Source organism: Bradyrhizobium sp. USDA 4369, assembly GCF_054056435.1.
Genome location: NZ_JBSRYH010000001.1, coordinates 498,115 through 513,328 on the forward strand (window position 1 = coordinate 498,115; position 15,214 = coordinate 513,328).

The window sequence follows — 15,214 nt, forward strand, 5'->3', positions numbered from 1 at the left end:
GCGAAGCCGCGTCATCGTTTGGCCCGCTTCGCTTTCGCCTCCAGCGCGATCAGATAGGATGCCAGCATGTCCGGCAACACGGCGACCACGAGATCGCGGCTGCGCGGGTCCTGCTCGCGCGTGAACAGCAAGGTGCCGAGCATGACCGCGTCGATCGTTGTGGCCGTCTGCGGCCCCAGCTCCTCACCGAGCCTGGCGCGCAGGATGCGGTCGATGACCGCGTTGAATTCGGCATGCATGGCCTTGTCATGCAGATCGAGCGTCGCCAGCGCATCAGGATGACGGACGAAGTAGCGGATCGCCCAGCCAATCAGTTGTTCGATGATCTCGGCTGGCGACAGCGCCGCCCACTCCGCATCGGTTCTCTGCAGCACACGATCGAATGCCGACCGCAGCTCGGCATCGTGCCGCTCCGCCAGCGCATCGAGCATCTGGTCCTTGTCGCGGAAGAAGTGATACGCGGAGCCAATCGAGGCACCCGCACGCTGGGCCGCGGCATGCATGCTGACCGCAGCAAGCCCGGACTCGGCGATGAGCGCTGCCGCCGCATCAAGGAGCTGTTCGCGGCGCTCACGCCCTCGCGCCTGGCGGGGCGCGCGGGCCGCGGTCCGCGTCGAAGGCTCCGGTTTCGTTACATCCTTCCGCCGCACGTCTGGTCACGTCCTCATTTCGGCCCCCGAGGGCTCGATGTCCTCGCCCCAGGGACGGCCATTCCGAGTTCTAAACCGTCCAACAGGAATGTTACTAGACAACAATTTCTAGACATGATTGTCTAATTCACGCACTGTCAAGGGGATGATGCTCAGCATGGTTCCCGAAGCCGTGATCCCTCCCGACGGGAAACCGCTGGTCGGGGTTCTTCGGCCTGCTGCGCCACCCGTTTCATCGTCCGGATGCCATGCGACCGACGGTCCGCTCGGTCGGATGGAAACTGTCAACCATTCGCTTTGGGCCTGAACGTGCAACCATGATCTCATTCATGCGATCTCCCCCTCCCGCCTGGTCATCAAGCCCTCGCCTTGCGATCATGGTCGGCTGTGCCGCGGTCGGGCTGCTGCTGGCGGGCTGCGACCGGAAGGCGAATGTCGCCAAGCAACCGGCCCGGCTGGTGCAGATCGAGACGGTGAAGCTGTCGGAGCGGCGGCAATCGATCACGCTGACGGGCGATGTCCAGCCGCGCGTGCTCGCGGACCTGTCGTTCCGGGTCAGCGGCCGTGTCACCGAGCGGCTCGTCGAGGTTGGCGCACATGTCACGGCTGGCCAGGTGCTGGCCAGGATCGATCCCGCCGAACAGCAGGCCGACCTGAATTCCGCCGAAGCGGCGGTCAGCGCCGCGGAATCGCAGGTCAAGGTCGCGACCTCCAATTTCAATCGCCAGCAGACCTTGTTGTCGAGCGGCTTCACGACCAGGGCGACGTTCGATCAGGCCCAGGAGACGCTGCGGACCGCGGAAGGATCGCTGGAAGCTGCCAAGGCGCAGCGCGACACCGCGAAGGATGCGCTCACCTACACCGAGCTGCGCGCCGACGCCGATGGCACGATCACCGCGCGCAACATCGAGGCCGGTCAGGTCGCGCAGGCCGCACAGCCGGTATTCACGCTCGCCCGTGACGGCGACCGCGATGCCGTCATCGATGTCTACGAAGCAGCGCTGTCGCTGAAATTCGACGACACCAAGGTCGCGCTGGCACTGCTCTCGGATCCTTCCGTGACCGCCAAGGGCCGCGTGCGCGAGGTCTCGCCGACCATCGATTCCCAATCCGGAACGGTTCGCGTCAAGATCGCGATCGAGAATCCGCCGCCCGAGATGATCCTGGGCAGCGCCGTGTCCGCCACCGGCTTCATCAAGCCCGAGCAGCGCATCGTGCTGCCGTGGAGCGCGCTGACCGCGACCGGCAAGACGCCGGCTGTCTGGCTGGTCGATGACAGCGACAAATCGGTGTCGCTCAAGCCGATCACGATCGAGGACTACGAGACCGGCGCCATCGTCGTCTCCTCCGGACTGAAGCCGGGCGATCGCGTCGTGACCGAGGGCGGCAAGCTGCTCAGCGTCGGACAGAAGGTTACATTCAACGAGGAGACGCGGTCGTGATGACGCCGATGCGTTCTGTGTTTCCGGTTCTCGCGCTCGCCGTGCTCGCCGGCTGCAACGAGAAGAACGAGGCGCCCGAGCCGATCCGGCCGGTGCTGTCGATGAAGGTCGAGCCGCAGGCTGCCAATGCCTCGGCGGTCACCGGCACGGTCGAGCCGCGCTACAAGGCCGATCTCAGCTTCCGTGTGCTGGGACGACTGATCGCCCGGCCGGTCTATGTCGGCGACATCGTGAAGAAGGATCAGGTCGTCGCGGCGATCGATCCTGCCGCGCTCGAGTTGGCGGTTCGCGCCTCGGTCGCCGACGTGTCCCGCAGCCAGGCGCAGCTGACCAATGCCACCGGCACCGAAGGCCGGCAGCGCACCTTGCTAGAAACCGATGCAACCACGAAGGCGACGCTGGAAAGCGCCGAGCAGTCAAGGGCGGCGGCGCAGGCCTCGGTGATCAAGGCGCAGGCCAATCTTGCCAAGGCGCGCGAGCAGCTCGGCTACGCCCAGCTGAAGGCGGATTTCGCCGGCATCGTCACCGCCGTCAGCGCAGAGGTCGGCCAGGTCGTCTCGCCCGGCGTGAGCGTCGTGACCGTGGCGCGGCCCGACATCCGCGAGGCGGTCATCGATGTCGGTGACGACATCGCCGGCGCATTGCAGGCCGGCACGCCATTCACGGTGCGCCTGCAGGTCGATCCCAGCGTCAGCGCCTCGGGCAAAGTGCGCGAGATCGCGCCACGCGCCGATGCGACGACGCGCACGCGCCGTGTCCGCATCACGCTCGATAATCCGCCCGAGATCATGCGTCTCGGCACCACGGTCACGGCCAGTCTCGACGCCGAGCAGAAGATGGTCATCCGGCTGCCGCGCTCGGCCGTGCTGGAGCAGAACGACAAGAGCTTCGTCTGGCTGGTCGATCCCGCCAGCAAGACGGTGAAGCGGCAGGAAATCACGATCGCCCGCAACGAGGACGGCAGCATCCGCGTCACCGGCGGGCTCGAAGCCGGCCAGCGCGTCGTCACCGCCGGCGTGAACAGTCTCAAGGATGGCCAGTCCATCCGCATCGATCAGGAAACTCAGCCGTGAAGTCCTTCAACCTCTCCGACTGGGCCCTCGAGCACCGCTCGCTCGTCTGGTACTTCATGATCGCCTTCATGGCGGCCGGCCTCTACTCCTATCTGCATCTGGGACGCGAGGAGGATCCGTCCTTCACCATCAAGACGATGCTGATCCAGGCCAAATGGCCCGGCGCTTCCGCCGAGGAGATGACGCGGCAGGTCACCGAGCGGATCGAGAAGAAGCTCGAGGAGCTGCCGGCGCTCGACTACACCAAGAGCCTGACCGTGCCCGGCCAGACCACCGTGTTCGTCAATCTGCGCGACACGACGAAAGCGCGTGACGTGGTGCCGACCTGGCTGCAGGTGCGCAACCTGATCAACGACATCAAGGGCGACTTCCCGTCGGGCGTGGTCGGCCCTGGGTTCAACGATCGCTTCGGCGACGTGTTCGGCAACATCTACGCCTTCACCAGCGACGGGCTGAGCCAGCGCCAGCTGCGCGACCGCGTCGAGGAGGTTCGCGCCAAGGTGCTGACCGTGCCCAATGTCGGCCGCGTCGACATCGTCGGCGCGCAGAACGAGGTGATCTATCTCGAATTCTCGCCGCGCAAGGTCGCCGCCCTCGGGATCGACCAGCGCACCATCCTCAATGCGCTGCAGGCCCAGAACGCGGTGTCGCCGTCCGGCGTGCTGCAGGCCGGCCCGGAGCGCATCGCGGTGCGCGTCTCCGGCCAGTTCAGCTCGGAGGAGAGCCTCAAGGCGATCAATCTGCGCATCAACGACCGCTTCTTCCCGCTCACCGACGTCGCCACCATCAGCCGCGGCTATGAGGACCCGCCGACTTCGTTGTTCCGCGTCAACGGCCAGCCGGCCATCGGGCTTGCCATCGGCATGAAGGCCGGCGCCAATCTACTCGATTTCGGCGAGGCGCTGAAGGAGGAGATGACCAAGGTCGTTGCCGACCTGCCGGTCGGCGTCGGCGTGCATCTCGTCTCGGACCAGCCCAAGATCGTCGAGGAAGCCGTCGGTGGCTTCACCAAGGCGCTCTACGAGGCCGTCATCATCGTGCTCGCGATCAGCTTCGTCAGCCTCGGCGTGCGCGCCGGCCTCGTCGTCGCGATCTCGATCCCGCTGGTGCTCGCGATCACCTTCCTGGTCATGGCCTATACCGGCATCTCGCTGCAGCGCATCTCGCTGGGCGCGCTGATCATCGCGCTCGGCCTCCTTGTCGACGACGCCATGATCGCGGTCGAGATGATGGTGGCGCGGCTCGAGGTCGGCGATTCGCTGAAGAAGGCGGCGACCTATGTGTACACGTCCACGGCGTTCCCGATGCTGACGGGAACGCTGGTCACAGTCGCCGGCTTCATCCCGATCGGGCTGAACAACAGCGCCGCCGGCGAATTCACCTTCACGCTGTTCGTCGTGATCGCGGTCTCGCTGATCGTGTCGTGGATCGTGGCCGTGCTGTTCACGCCGCTGCTCGGCGTCACCATCCTGCCCGCGAGCCTGCCGAGCCATCATGCCGAGGCGGGCCGGCTGACGCGGATGTTCCGCGTCATGCTCGATGCCTGCATGCGGCATCGCTGGACCACGATCATCACGACCATCCTGATCTTCGCGCTGTCGGTGTTCGGCATGCGCTTCGTGCAGCAGCAGTTCTTCCCCTCCTCCGACCGCAACGAGCTGGTCATCGACTTCAACCTGCCGCAGAACTCCTCGATCGCCGAGACCAACGCGCAGATGGCGAAGTTCGAGCAGGAGGCGCTCAAGGGCGATCCCGACATCGACCATTGGTCGACCTATGTCGGCTCCGGCGCGCAGCGTTTCGTCCTGTCGTTCGACGTGCAGCCGGCCGACGTGTCGTTCGGGCAGATCATCATCGTCACCAAGAGCCTCGAAGCGCGCGACCGCGCCCGTGCCAAGCTGCAGGCCTATCTCACCAAGACCTTCCCGGGCACCGACGCTTATGTACATCTGCTCGACATCGGGCCGCCGGTCGGCCGCCCCGTGCAATATCGTGTCAGCGGGCCTGATGTCGCCAAGGTGCGCGAAATCGCCCAGCAACTCGCCGGAGTGATGCGGGCCAACAGCCATCTCGGCGCCGTCATCTTCGACTGGATGGAGCCCGCACGCGTCGTGAAGGTCGACGTGCTGCAGGACAAGGCGCGCCAGCTCGGCGTCAGCTCCGAGGACATCGCCAACGCGCTGAACAGCGTGCTCGACGGCACCTCGATCACCCAGGTGCGCGACGACATCTACCTGATCGACGTTCGCGGCCGCGCCCAGGCCAAGGAACGGCAGTCGCTGGAGACGCTGCGCGACCTGCAGCTGTCCGGATCGAACGGCCAGTCGATCCCGCTCGCGGCGCTCGCGACCTTGCGCTACCAGATCGAGCAGCCCGAGATCTGGCGGCGCTCGCGGCAGCCGACGCTGACCTTGAAGGCCAGCGTGATCGATCAGGTGCAGCCGAACACGGTGGTCGATCAGCTCAAACCCGCGATCACGGCCTTCAACGCCAAGCTTCCGGCCGGCTACAAGGTCGTTATCGGCGGCGCGGTCGAGGAAAGCGCCAAGAGCCAGGCGCCGATCATTGCCGTCGTGCCGATCATGCTGTTCACGATGGCCACCATCCTGATGCTGCAGCTGCAGAGCTTCCAACGCCTGTTCCTGGTGTTCGCGGTGGCGCCGCTCGCCCTGATCGGCGTCGTCGCGGCGCTGCTGCCGAGCGGCGCGCCGCTGGGCTTTGTCGCCATCCTCGGCGTGCTCGCGCTGATCGGCATCCTGATCCGCAACTCGGTGATCCTGATCGTGCAGATCGAGCATCTGCGCGAAGAGGGCCGGCCGCCCTGGGAGGCGGTCATGGAGGCGACCGAGCACCGCATGCGGCCGATCATGCTGACCGCCGCCGCAGCCTCGCTGGCGCTGATTCCGATCGCCCGGGAGGTGTTCTGGGGCCCCATGGCCTATGCGATGATGGGCGGCATCATCGTCGGCACCGTGCTGACGCTCTTGTTCCTGCCGGCGCTCTACGTCGCCTGGTTCCGCATCAAGACGCCGGAGACGATGGCGGAGCCCGAGTCCACGCCGCACGGCGCGTAAGGCGCCGAACGGTGGGAATCGCAGATAATTGCATGGGATAAGCCGTTCGCGTGGGTTAAACGCCACGCGGCGGCCGGTTAGGTTCGGCTTCCATGGAAGGATGCGAATCATGACCGATCCTCAGATCGTCTGCCCCTCCTGCCGCACCGAGATCAAGCTGACCGAGCAGCTCGCTGCGCCCCTGATCGCGGAGACGCGCCGGCAGTTCGAGAAGCAGCTCCAGGCCAAGGAGGCCGATTTCGGCCGCCGCGAGGCTCAGCTCAAGGCGGCGCAGGAGCAGATCGCGCAGGCCAAGGCCGCGATCGACCAGCAGGTCGCCGCCAAGCTGAAGGCCGAGCGCGCCGCGATCACCGAGGCCGAGGCGGCGAAGGCGCGCCAAGCCGTCGCGGATGAGATAGGCAATCGCGACCGCCAGCTCGCCGAGCTGCATCAGGCCATTATCAGCAAGGACGCCAAGCTCGCCGACGCCCAGAAGGCGCAGGCCGAGATGATGCGCAAGCAGCGCGAGCTCGACGAGGCCCGCCGCGAGCTCGATCTCACCGTCGAGAAGAAGGTCCAGGAGTCGCTCGTCGCCGTGCGCGACAAGGCGCGGCTCGAGGCCGAAGAAGGGCTGAAGGCCAAGGTCGCCGAGAAGGAGACCCAGATCGCCGGCATGCAGCGCCAGATCGAGGAGCTCCGCCGCAAGGCCGAGCAGGGCTCGCAGCAGCTGCAGGGCGAGGCGCTGGAGATCGAGCTGGAGTCGCAATTGCGCGCGCGCTTTCCGCGCGATTTGGTCGAGCCGGTGCCGAAGGGCGAATTCGGCGGCGACGTGATCCATCGGGTGGTGGCCCCGAGCGGCCAGGTCTGCGGCGCGATCCTGTGGGAATCCAAGCGCACCAAGAACTGGAGCGATGGCTGGCTGGTGAAGCTGCGTGACGACCTGCGCGCGGCCAAAGCCGACATCGCGCTGATCGTCTCGACAGCGCTGCCCAAGGGCGTCGACGGCTTCGATCTGATCGACGGCGTCTGGGTCGCCGAGCCGCGCTTCGCCCTGCCGCTGTCGCTCGCGCTGCGGCAGTCGCTGATCGACGTCGCCGGCAGCAAGCTCGCCCAGGAGGGCCAGCAGACCAAGATGGAGATGGTCTACGCCTATCTCACAGGTCCCCGTTTTCGTCACCGCATCGACGCCATCGTCGAGCGCTTCACCGAGATGCAGTCGGATCTCGATCGCGAGCGCAAGACCATGATGCGGCTGTGGGCCAAGCGCGAGGAGCAGCTGCGCGGCGTGCTGGATTCCACAGCGGGGCTCTATGGCGACCTGCAGGGCATCGCCGGACGGGCGATGCAGGAGATCGAAAGCCTCGACGTGCTGCTGATCGAGGGCAAGAGCGAGGCGGCGGAGTAGGCGCGCCGCTCGCGCGCATTCGGCAGTAGCCCTGCACCATCATACTTTTATGATTTTCCTATGCGGCCGCACGCGGCCGCGTCTCGCATTCCTATGGCATGCGGAGGCACATCCATCCGAGCGAAGGTCGGCTTGGCCGACCGAACATATGGATGGATCAGATGTCCCTTCTCACGTCTCACCACCAACAGCTGCATCGTGCGGCATGGTCAAAACCTGAGGCGCGCGCGAACGACTGGGCCCGTGCCTTGCTCGGTCAGTTCGCGCGCTTCACGCTGGTGCTGACCGGCGCCTGCGGCCTGCTGACCTTGATGATCATCCTCAAGACGACAGCCTACCTGTCGCATCATCCGATGTGAGACGAGGGCGAATTAGCCAGAAGATGAATGAGCTGTCGATGTGATGCTGCGGCTTGCCTCTTGCTCGGTTTACCTCACCCCTCCCCTCTCAGCGCGAGCGAAGATCGTCGCGCCGCCGTGTACAACGGGGAGCGGGAGCGCCCCGTCGGTGCCGGGGCAGCTGACTACGACCAAGCAAGGCGAGCCGCCTACTTCACTGGCCGCTTTTCGAGCTTGCGGGCCAAGGTGCGGCGGTGCATGCCGAGCCGTCTTGCCGCCTCGGAGATGTTGAAGTCAGTCTCGATCAGGGTCTGGTGGATGCGTTCCCATTCCAGTGTCTTGATCGAGGTGGAGCGCTCGGGGAGCGCGATCTGCGCATTGCCCTCGGCCTTGCGGAAGGCCTCTTCGATATCGTCGGTGTTCGACGGCTTGGCGAGATAGTGGCAGGCGCCGAGCTTGATCGCCTCGACCGCGGTGGCGATGCTGGCGAAGCCGGTGAGCACCACGATCAGCATCTCCGGATCATGCGCATGCAGCTTCTCGACGCAGACGAGGCCCGACGCGCCGCCGAGTTTCAGATCGACCACCGCGTAGCCGAACGTCTTGTCTTTCAGAACCTCATCGACCTCCTCGAGCGAGGCGGCGACCACGGCCTCATAACCACGCCGCTCGAACGATCGCTTCAGGGTACGGGCGAAGCCTTCGTCATCCTCGACAATCAGAAGAGAGCGTTCAATCTCCACTGGGCTCTCCAATCGCAAGCATCGACAGCGGCAGCGACAGCCGCACGGTTGCCCCGCGTCCCCGGTGGTTCCAGGCAGAAACGCCGCCGCCGAGCTTGCGGATCACATTGACCACCAGGAACAGGCCAAGGCCGCGGCCGGGGCGCCCCTTGCTCGACTGATAGGGACGGCCGAGCTGCGCCAGCATCGCAGGATCGAAGCCGGGTCCGCGATCGCTGACGCTGAGCAGCAGCTGATCACCGTCGCGCTCGGCGACGAACTCGACCCATTCGCGCGACACCTCGAACGCGTTGTCGAGCACATTGACGATCGCCTGCTTCAGCGCGACGTCGGAAACGATCGCAGGGTCCGAACCGAACTCATTGCGGAACATCAGATTGCGCGCCGAGCGCGCGGCGCTCCATTCGGCAACGAGATTGCTCAGGAACGCCTTCAAGGTCGTCGGCGCCGAGCCTTCGCCGCGCGCCTGCCCGGCGGACACGAGAATGTCGGTGACGATCGATTTGCAGCGCTGCACCGCCGCTTCCATCTCGGTGAAGTCGTCAGCCAGCGCCGGATCGGCCGAGATGGCGGGCATGCGCCGCCAGTCGTTGAGGATCACCGAGATCGAGGCCAGCGGCGTGCCGAGCTCATGCGCCGCGCCGGAGGCGAGCAGGCCCATGCGGATGATGTGATCCTGCTCGGCGGCGTGCTGCCGCAGATCGGCAAGCTTGGCGTCGCGTTCGCGCAGGTTCCGGTTGATGCGCGTGACGAACACCACAAGCAGCACCGCATCGAGCACGAAGCCGACGAACATGCCGGTGACGTGCAGGCTGAATGGATCGCTGACGTGACGGTGCGGCAGCTCCAGCGGCCGGTACTCGATGGTGAGCCAGATGAAGCTGAGCACGGTCAGCGCAACCAGCGACCAGGACGAGCGGGCATCGAGCAGCACCGCGCCCAGCGTGACCTGCAGCAGATAGAGGCAGGTGAACGGATTCGACGCGCCGCCGGTGAGATAGAGCTCCGACGTCAGCGCGACCACATCGAGCATCAGCGCGATCAGGAGATCGCGATTGCCGACATCATCGCGCGTGCGCAGCCAGACATGGCTGGCGACGTTGAGCGCCACCAGGGCGCAAATGATCGCGGCCATCGGTACCACCGGCAGCGCGATCCCGAACCAGTAGGTGACGAAGGCGATGGTCACGATCTGACCGACCACGGCGATCCAGCGCAGCTGGATCAGGAGCACCATATTCTTGCGGTTGGTGGCGTCCTTGGTCGGCAGCGGCGCGTGGATCTCGGGCGTGGCGAGCGCGGCCACCGCACCGATCGGAAGGTTCGGCACCTCATTCCTCATGCGGTGGCGTCCAACATCAGCGTCGAGGTCGGCAAGGCGCGGCCGCTCACAATGGCGACGCCTCGTGTCCACGCCTGCTCTGCTGCCGATGATCCCATTCCGCATCCTGCGCTGCCACTGAGCCGACCTCGCCGCGCCGGCGGCGCAGCCGCTGCAGCCCGGCCCCGGCCAGCATCAGAGCCAATGTAAACCACGTCAGCGCGTAAACCAGATGGTTGTTCGGAAACGCGATGACGGTCAGTCCGCCGACCGGGTATCCGCCCGGATTGGGCGTTGCGTCGGCATCGACGAAGAAGGGCGCGACGTTGGACAGGCCGCGCGTGGTAGCGATCGCGGCAACGTCACGTGAATACCAGCGGTTCGCCGCGGGATCGTTATGGCGCAGGAAGCCGCCGCCCGGTTCCGAGATCCGCAGCAATCCCGTCACGGCGGCCGGACCGTCCGGGTTCCCCGCAGCACGGCTCGTGGCGTCGCGGCGGTCCGCCGGCACGAAGCCGCGGTTGACCAGCACGACGCCGTCAGCGGTCTGCAGCGGCGTCACCACCCAATAGCCCGGCCCCTCGACCGTCAGCGCCTGGACCAGCGTCTCGCGATCGTGCAGGAAGCGGCCACTGACGGTGACACGCCTGTATTCATCACCGGCGCGGTTGATGGCGGGCCACATCGCGGGTCCAGGCGCAGGCACGGCGTCGGCATGCACCCGTTGCTCGACCCGGGCGATCAGATCGAGCTTCCAGGCGCGTCGCTCGACTTGCCACACGCCGAGCGCCAGCAGGAGTCCCACGCATGCGACCCAGGCTGCGCCGATCGCGAGCGTCGCCGGCCGCAGCGCGCGACGCCGCCGGCGCCCGGGCGCGTCTGTCCCCCCTGCCCCGTCGGCAGGAGCAGACATCACGGCGTCTGGCCCATCTCGTGCACGGGCATCATGTTGGTCGTGAGATGATGCATGACCCAGAGCGAACCGCTGAGCGCGATCACCACCATGATGATGGTGAAGATCAGCGCCATCATGGTCCAGCCGCCCTCGGCCTTGGTGTTCATGTGCAGGAAGAAGATCATGTGGACGACGACCTGCACGGCCGCGAACGCCATGATGATCAGCGCGCTGGCCTGCTTGTCGAGCGTGCCGTGCATGACCAGCAGGAACGGAATCGCCGTCAGGACGACGGACGCGCCGAAGCCGATCAGCTGTCCCTGCCGCGTGCCGGCATGGGCATCGGCCGGGTCATCGGCATGAGCTTGGGCATGAGCGTGGGCGTGGGTATCAGAGCTCATCGAAGCATCCCCATCAGATAGACGAACGTGAAGACACCGATCCAGATCACGTCGAGGAAGTGCCAGAACATGCTGAGGCAGACCAGCCGCCGCCGGTTGGCCTCGATCAGGCCATGGGCCTTCACCTGCACCATCAAGGTGACCAGCCAGATCAGACCGAACGTCACGTGCAGGCCGTGGGTTCCCACTAGGGTGAAGAACGAAGACAGGAAGGCGCTGCGCTGCGGCGTCGCGCCCTCATGGATCATGTGCGCGAACTCGGTCAGCTCAATGCCCAGGAAGGCGAGGCCGAACAGGCCAGTCACCGCCAGCCAGGCCTGCATCGCGCCGACGCGGTTCTGCTGCATCGACAGCATCGCGAAGCCATAGGTGAGCGAGGACAGCAGCAGGAACGAGGTGTTCACCGCCACCAGCGACAGGTCGAACAGGTCCTTCGGCGCCGGGCCGGCGGCATATTTGGCCCCGAGCACGCCATAGACGGCAAACAGGATCGCAAAGATGAGACAGTCGCTCATCAGATAGATCCAGAAGCCGAGCATCGTGCTGCTCCCCTCGGGATGCTCGTGCTCGTCGACGACGTAGAACACCGGCTCGCCGGCCTTCATGGTGCCCATCGCAACGGTCATGACTTGGCTCCTGCCGCGAGCAGCTCGGTCCGCGCGCGCTCGACGCTGACCACCTCATCGGCTGGGATGTGGAAGCTGCGGTGATAATTGAAGGTGTGGCCGATTGCGACCGCCAGCAGCGCGACGAAGCTGCCGGCCGCCATCCACCACATGTACCAGATCAGGCCGAACGCCATGGTGGTGCTGAGGCCCGCCAGGATCACGCCCGTGCCGGTGTTGCTCGGCATGTGGATCGCCTTGAAGCCGGCGAGCGGACGCACGTAGCCGCGGCGCTTCATATCCCACCAGGCGTCGTTGTCGTGCACCACGGGCGTGAAGGCGAAATTGTAGGCCGGCGGCGGCGACGACGTCGCCCATTCCAGCGTGCGCGCATCCCAGGGATCGCCGCTGACATCGGCGAGCTGCTCGCGGCGGAGGATGCTGACCGCGATCTGGATCAGGAAGCTCGCGATTCCCAGCAGGATCAGGAACGCGCCGATGCCGGCGATCACGAACCAGATCTGCAGGCTCGGATCGTCGAAGGTGCGCAGCCGCCGGGTCACGCCCATCAGGCCGAGCACGTAGAGCGGCATGAAGGCGAAGTAGAAGCCCACCGTCCAAAACCAGAACGACATCTTGCCCCAGAACGGATCGAGCTTGAAGCCGAACGCCTTCGGGAACCAGTAGGCGATGCCGGCGAACAGGCCGAACAGCACGCCGCCGATGATCACGTTGTGGAAATGCGCGACCAGGAACAGGCTGTTGTGCAGCACGAAGTCGGCCGGCGGCACCGCCAGCAGCACGCCGGTCATGCCGCCGATCACGAAGGTCAGCATGAAGGCCACGGTCCACATCATCGGCAGCTCGAAGCGGATGCGGCCGCGATACATCGTGAACAGCCAGTTGAACATCTTCGCGCCCGTCGGGATCGAGATGATCATCGTGGTGATGCCGAAGAAGGAGTTCACGCTGGCGCCCGACCCCATCGTGAAGAAATGATGCAGCCAGACCAGATAGGACAGGATGGTGATGACGACGGTGGCGTAGACCATCGAGGTGTAGCCGAACAGCCGCTTGCCCGAGAAGGTCGAGGTCACCTCGGAGAAGATGCCGAACGCCGGCAGGATGAGGATGTAGACCTCCGGATGCCCCCAGATCCAGATGAGGTTCACATACATCATCGGATCGCCGCCGAAATCATTCGTGAAGAAGTTGGTGCCGACATAGCGGTCGAGCGACAGCAGCGCGAGCACCGCCGTCAGCACCGGGAAGGAGGCGACGATCAGCACGTTGGTGCACAGCGAGGTCCAGGTGAACACCGGCATCTTCATCATGGTCATGCCGGGCGCCCGCATCTTCACGATGGTGCAGATCAGGTTGACGCCGGACAACAGCGTGCCGACGCCGGCGACCTGCAGCGCCCAGATGTAATAGTCGACGCCGACATCCGGACTGTAGGACAGGTTCGACAGCGGCGGATAAGCGAGCCAGCCGGTGCGGGCGAACTCGCCGACGAACAGCGAGCACATCACCAGCACGGCGCCGGCCGTGGTCATCCAGAAACTGAAATTGTTGAGGAACGGAAACGAGACGTCGCGGGCGCCGATCTGCAGCGGCACGACATAGTTCATCAGGCCGGTGACCAGCGGCATCGCCACGAAGAAGATCATGATCACGCCATGCGCCGTGAACACCTGATCATAGTGGTGCGAATTGAGATAGCCTTCGGAGCCGTTGAAGGCGATCGCCTGCTGCAGCCGCATCATCAGCGCGTCGGCGAAGCCGCGCAGCAGCATGACGATGCCGAGCACCATGTACATGATGCCGATGCGCTTATGGTCGACCGTGGTGAACCACTCTTTCCAGAGGTAGCCCCAGAGCCGGAAATAGGTGATGGCGCCGAACAGAGCGAGGCCGCCGAGCGCGACCATCGCAAAGGTGCCAACGATAATCGGCTCGTGCAGCGGCAGCGACTCCAGGGTCAGCCGGCCGAAGATGAGCTTGGTGAGATCTGCTGTATCAAACATGATGGACCCTCACGAATCCGACTTTCAAGAATTTGACTTGGAGGTGGGCCCCGTGATGAGGGACGCCTTGGACGGCCGCATCAGGCTGGGCCGTTCCAGACCGCGTCCCTGCAGCGGCGTCCAGTCGAGTGGCGCCAGGACGGTCGGCGAGGAGTCCTCGGCCATGCGCGTGACCTGATCACCCGGCAGGCAGACGCCGCCGGCGACGAAGCTCGGCTCGGCGCCGAACACCGCGCCGCGCCCGGCGAACTTGTCATAGGCAAGCGGCAGCGTGTTGCGGACGCCGGCCATGCCCATGCCGCCTTTGGCGTCGATCGCCATCATCTCGCTCATGCACATCTTGCCGGTCTCGACGCACATGTTGAGGATGGCGCGGAACAGGTCGCTATCGACGGAGGCATAATAGCGAACCGGCTCGTTGGCGCTGGGCCGCTCCAGCGCGAGATAATCCGGCTTGGCGAGCTGCTGCCCGCTCGCCTTCGCCTTGTCGACCCAGCCGGCGAACTCCGCATCCGACAGGCCGTGGAAGGCGAACCGCATGCCGGAGAAGCCGGCACCGCTGTAGTTCGCCGAGAAGCCGCGATAGACGCCCGACTTGTTGATGACCGCGTGCAGCCGGCTCTGCATGCCCGGCATCGCATAGATCTGGCCGGCGAGTGCCGGAATATAGAACGAGTTCATCACCGAGGACGAGGTGATCCTGAAATCGAGCGGACGATTGACCGGCGCGGCGAGCTCGTTGACGGAGGCGACGCCGTATTCGGGATAGATGAACAGCCACTTCCAATCGAGCGCGACGACATTCACCTCGAGCGGCTTGTCCTGCGGCGTCACCGGCCGGTCGGCGGCGATGCGGCTGAGCGTGCGATAGGGATCGAGCAGATGCGTGCCCATCCAGGTCACCGCGCCCAGGCAGATGATGATGAGCAGCGGCGCCGCCCAGATCAGCAGCTCGAGCTGCGTCGAGTGATCCCAATCCGGCGTGTAGGTCGCCGCCTTGTTCGACTGCCGGTAGCGCCAGGCCACGATCGCCGTGGCGGCCATCACCGGCACCACGATCAGCAGCATCAGGACGGTGGCGATGATCACGAGATCGCGCTGCTGGGCGGCGACGTCACCGGAGGGCGCAAGCACCACCAGATTGCAGCCGCCGAGCGCGAGCCCGAGCGGTAGCAGGGCCAACGATTTCCAGTAACGCACGATTAACCTCGTCAAAAGGCGGATCTCTGAACGAGGCCTCAGGTAACGACCGGACGGCGCG

Annotated in this window: 13 protein-coding genes; 5 read left to right on the forward strand and 8 right to left on the reverse strand. The window is 65.4% G+C overall.

What is annotated here, in order from left to right; genetic code table 11:
• Positions 1-11: 11 nt before the first annotated feature.
• Positions 12-650 carry a TetR/AcrR family transcriptional regulator gene (locus ACVIJ6_RS02315; RefSeq protein ID WP_456771307.1) on the reverse strand — a complete coding sequence of 213 codons (639 nt, stop codon included), beginning with the start codon at positions 648-650 and terminating at the stop codon, positions 12-14.
• Between the two features lie 317 nt (positions 651-967).
• On the opposite strand from ACVIJ6_RS02315, the gene ACVIJ6_RS02320 reads away from it, so the two are divergent.
• From ACVIJ6_RS02320 to ACVIJ6_RS02340, 5 genes are all read left to right on the forward strand, one after another.
• Positions 968-2,092: an efflux RND transporter periplasmic adaptor subunit gene (locus ACVIJ6_RS02320; protein ID WP_456771308.1), complete on the forward strand. Its 1,125-nt coding sequence runs from the start codon at positions 968-970 to the stop codon at positions 2,090-2,092.
• Positions 2,092-3,165, forward strand: a complete 1,074-nt coding sequence (locus ACVIJ6_RS02325; protein WP_456771309.1) for an efflux RND transporter periplasmic adaptor subunit — start codon at positions 2,092-2,094, stop codon at positions 3,163-3,165. The genes ACVIJ6_RS02320 and ACVIJ6_RS02325 overlap by 1 nt, the downstream gene beginning before the upstream one ends.
• The gene (locus ACVIJ6_RS02330; RefSeq protein ID WP_456771310.1) at positions 3,162-6,239 is read left to right on the forward strand and encodes an efflux RND transporter permease subunit; all 3,078 of its coding nucleotides are present in this window, start codon (positions 3,162-3,164) and stop codon (positions 6,237-6,239) included. Before ACVIJ6_RS02325 ends, ACVIJ6_RS02330 begins: the two co-directional genes overlap by 4 nt.
• 109 nt (positions 6,240-6,348) lie before the next feature.
• Positions 6,349-7,623, forward strand: coding sequence for a DUF2130 domain-containing protein (locus ACVIJ6_RS02335; protein ID WP_456771311.1), 1,275 nt, complete (start codon positions 6,349-6,351; stop codon positions 7,621-7,623).
• A 161-nt stretch (positions 7,624-7,784) separates the two neighbouring features.
• Positions 7,785-7,982, forward strand: coding sequence for a hypothetical protein (locus tag ACVIJ6_RS02340; RefSeq protein WP_456771312.1), 198 nt, complete (start codon positions 7,785-7,787; stop codon positions 7,980-7,982).
• A gap of 188 nt (positions 7,983-8,170) precedes the next feature.
• On the opposite strand, the gene ACVIJ6_RS02345 is transcribed toward ACVIJ6_RS02340, so the two are convergent.
• From ACVIJ6_RS02345 to cyoA, 7 genes are read right to left on the reverse strand one after another with little or no spacing between them, the layout of a single operon-like run.
• Positions 8,171-8,704 carry a response regulator transcription factor gene (locus ACVIJ6_RS02345; RefSeq protein ID WP_456771313.1) on the reverse strand — a complete coding sequence of 178 codons (534 nt, stop codon included), beginning with the start codon at positions 8,702-8,704 and terminating at the stop codon, positions 8,171-8,173.
• The gene (locus ACVIJ6_RS02350; RefSeq protein WP_456771314.1) at positions 8,694-10,046 is read right to left on the reverse strand and encodes an ATP-binding protein; all 1,353 of its coding nucleotides are present in this window, start codon (positions 10,044-10,046) and stop codon (positions 8,694-8,696) included. Before ACVIJ6_RS02350 ends, ACVIJ6_RS02345 begins: the two co-directional genes overlap by 11 nt.
• Positions 10,047-10,092: 46 nt before the next feature.
• Entirely contained in the window at positions 10,093-10,938 is an 846-nt protein-coding gene (locus tag ACVIJ6_RS02355) for an SURF1 family protein (RefSeq protein WP_456771315.1), read from the reverse strand.
• Entirely contained in the window at positions 10,938-11,321 is a 384-nt protein-coding gene (gene cyoD, locus ACVIJ6_RS02360) for a cytochrome o ubiquinol oxidase subunit IV (RefSeq protein ID WP_456771316.1), read from the reverse strand. Before cyoD ends, ACVIJ6_RS02355 begins: the two co-directional genes overlap by 1 nt.
• Entirely contained in the window at positions 11,318-11,947 is a 630-nt protein-coding gene (gene cyoC / locus ACVIJ6_RS02365) for a cytochrome o ubiquinol oxidase subunit III (RefSeq protein ID WP_456771317.1), read from the reverse strand. The genes cyoD and cyoC overlap by 4 nt, the downstream gene beginning before the upstream one ends.
• Positions 11,944-13,953, reverse strand: a complete 2,010-nt coding sequence (gene cyoB / locus ACVIJ6_RS02370) for a cytochrome o ubiquinol oxidase subunit I (protein ID WP_456771318.1) — start codon at positions 13,951-13,953, stop codon at positions 11,944-11,946. The genes cyoC and cyoB overlap by 4 nt, the downstream gene beginning before the upstream one ends.
• Before the next feature lie 24 nt (positions 13,954-13,977).
• A complete protein-coding gene (cyoA, locus tag ACVIJ6_RS02375; protein ID WP_456771319.1) occupies positions 13,978-15,153 on the reverse strand; it encodes a ubiquinol oxidase subunit II in 1,176 nt (391 codons plus the stop codon).
• Positions 15,154-15,214: the final 61 nt, after the last annotated feature.

Bases quoted from the DNA above. Each gene is read 5' to 3' on its own strand.
- ACVIJ6_RS02320 (WP_456771308.1), top strand. From the start codon at position 968: ATGATCTCATTCATGCGATCTCCCCCTCCCGCCTGGTCATCAAGCCCT.
- ACVIJ6_RS02340 (WP_456771312.1), top strand. From the start codon at position 7,785: ATGTCCCTTCTCACGTCTCACCACCAACAGCTGCATCGTGCGGCATGG.
- ACVIJ6_RS02335 (WP_456771311.1), top strand. From the start codon at position 6,349: ATGACCGATCCTCAGATCGTCTGCCCCTCCTGCCGCACCGAGATCAAG.
- ACVIJ6_RS02325 (WP_456771309.1), top strand. From the start codon at position 2,092: ATGACGCCGATGCGTTCTGTGTTTCCGGTTCTCGCGCTCGCCGTGCTC.
- cyoD (WP_456771316.1), bottom strand. From the start codon at position 11,321: ATGAGCTCTGATACCCACGCCCACGCTCATGCCCAAGCTCATGCCGAT.
- cyoB (WP_456771318.1), bottom strand. From the start codon at position 13,953: ATGTTTGATACAGCAGATCTCACCAAGCTCATCTTCGGCCGGCTGACC.
- cyoC (WP_456771317.1), bottom strand. From the start codon at position 11,947: ATGACCGTTGCGATGGGCACCATGAAGGCCGGCGAGCCGGTGTTCTAC.
- ACVIJ6_RS02350 (WP_456771314.1), bottom strand. From the start codon at position 10,046: ATGAGGAATGAGGTGCCGAACCTTCCGATCGGTGCGGTGGCCGCGCTC.
- ACVIJ6_RS02355 (WP_456771315.1), bottom strand. From the start codon at position 10,938: ATGTCTGCTCCTGCCGACGGGGCAGGGGGGACAGACGCGCCCGGGCGC.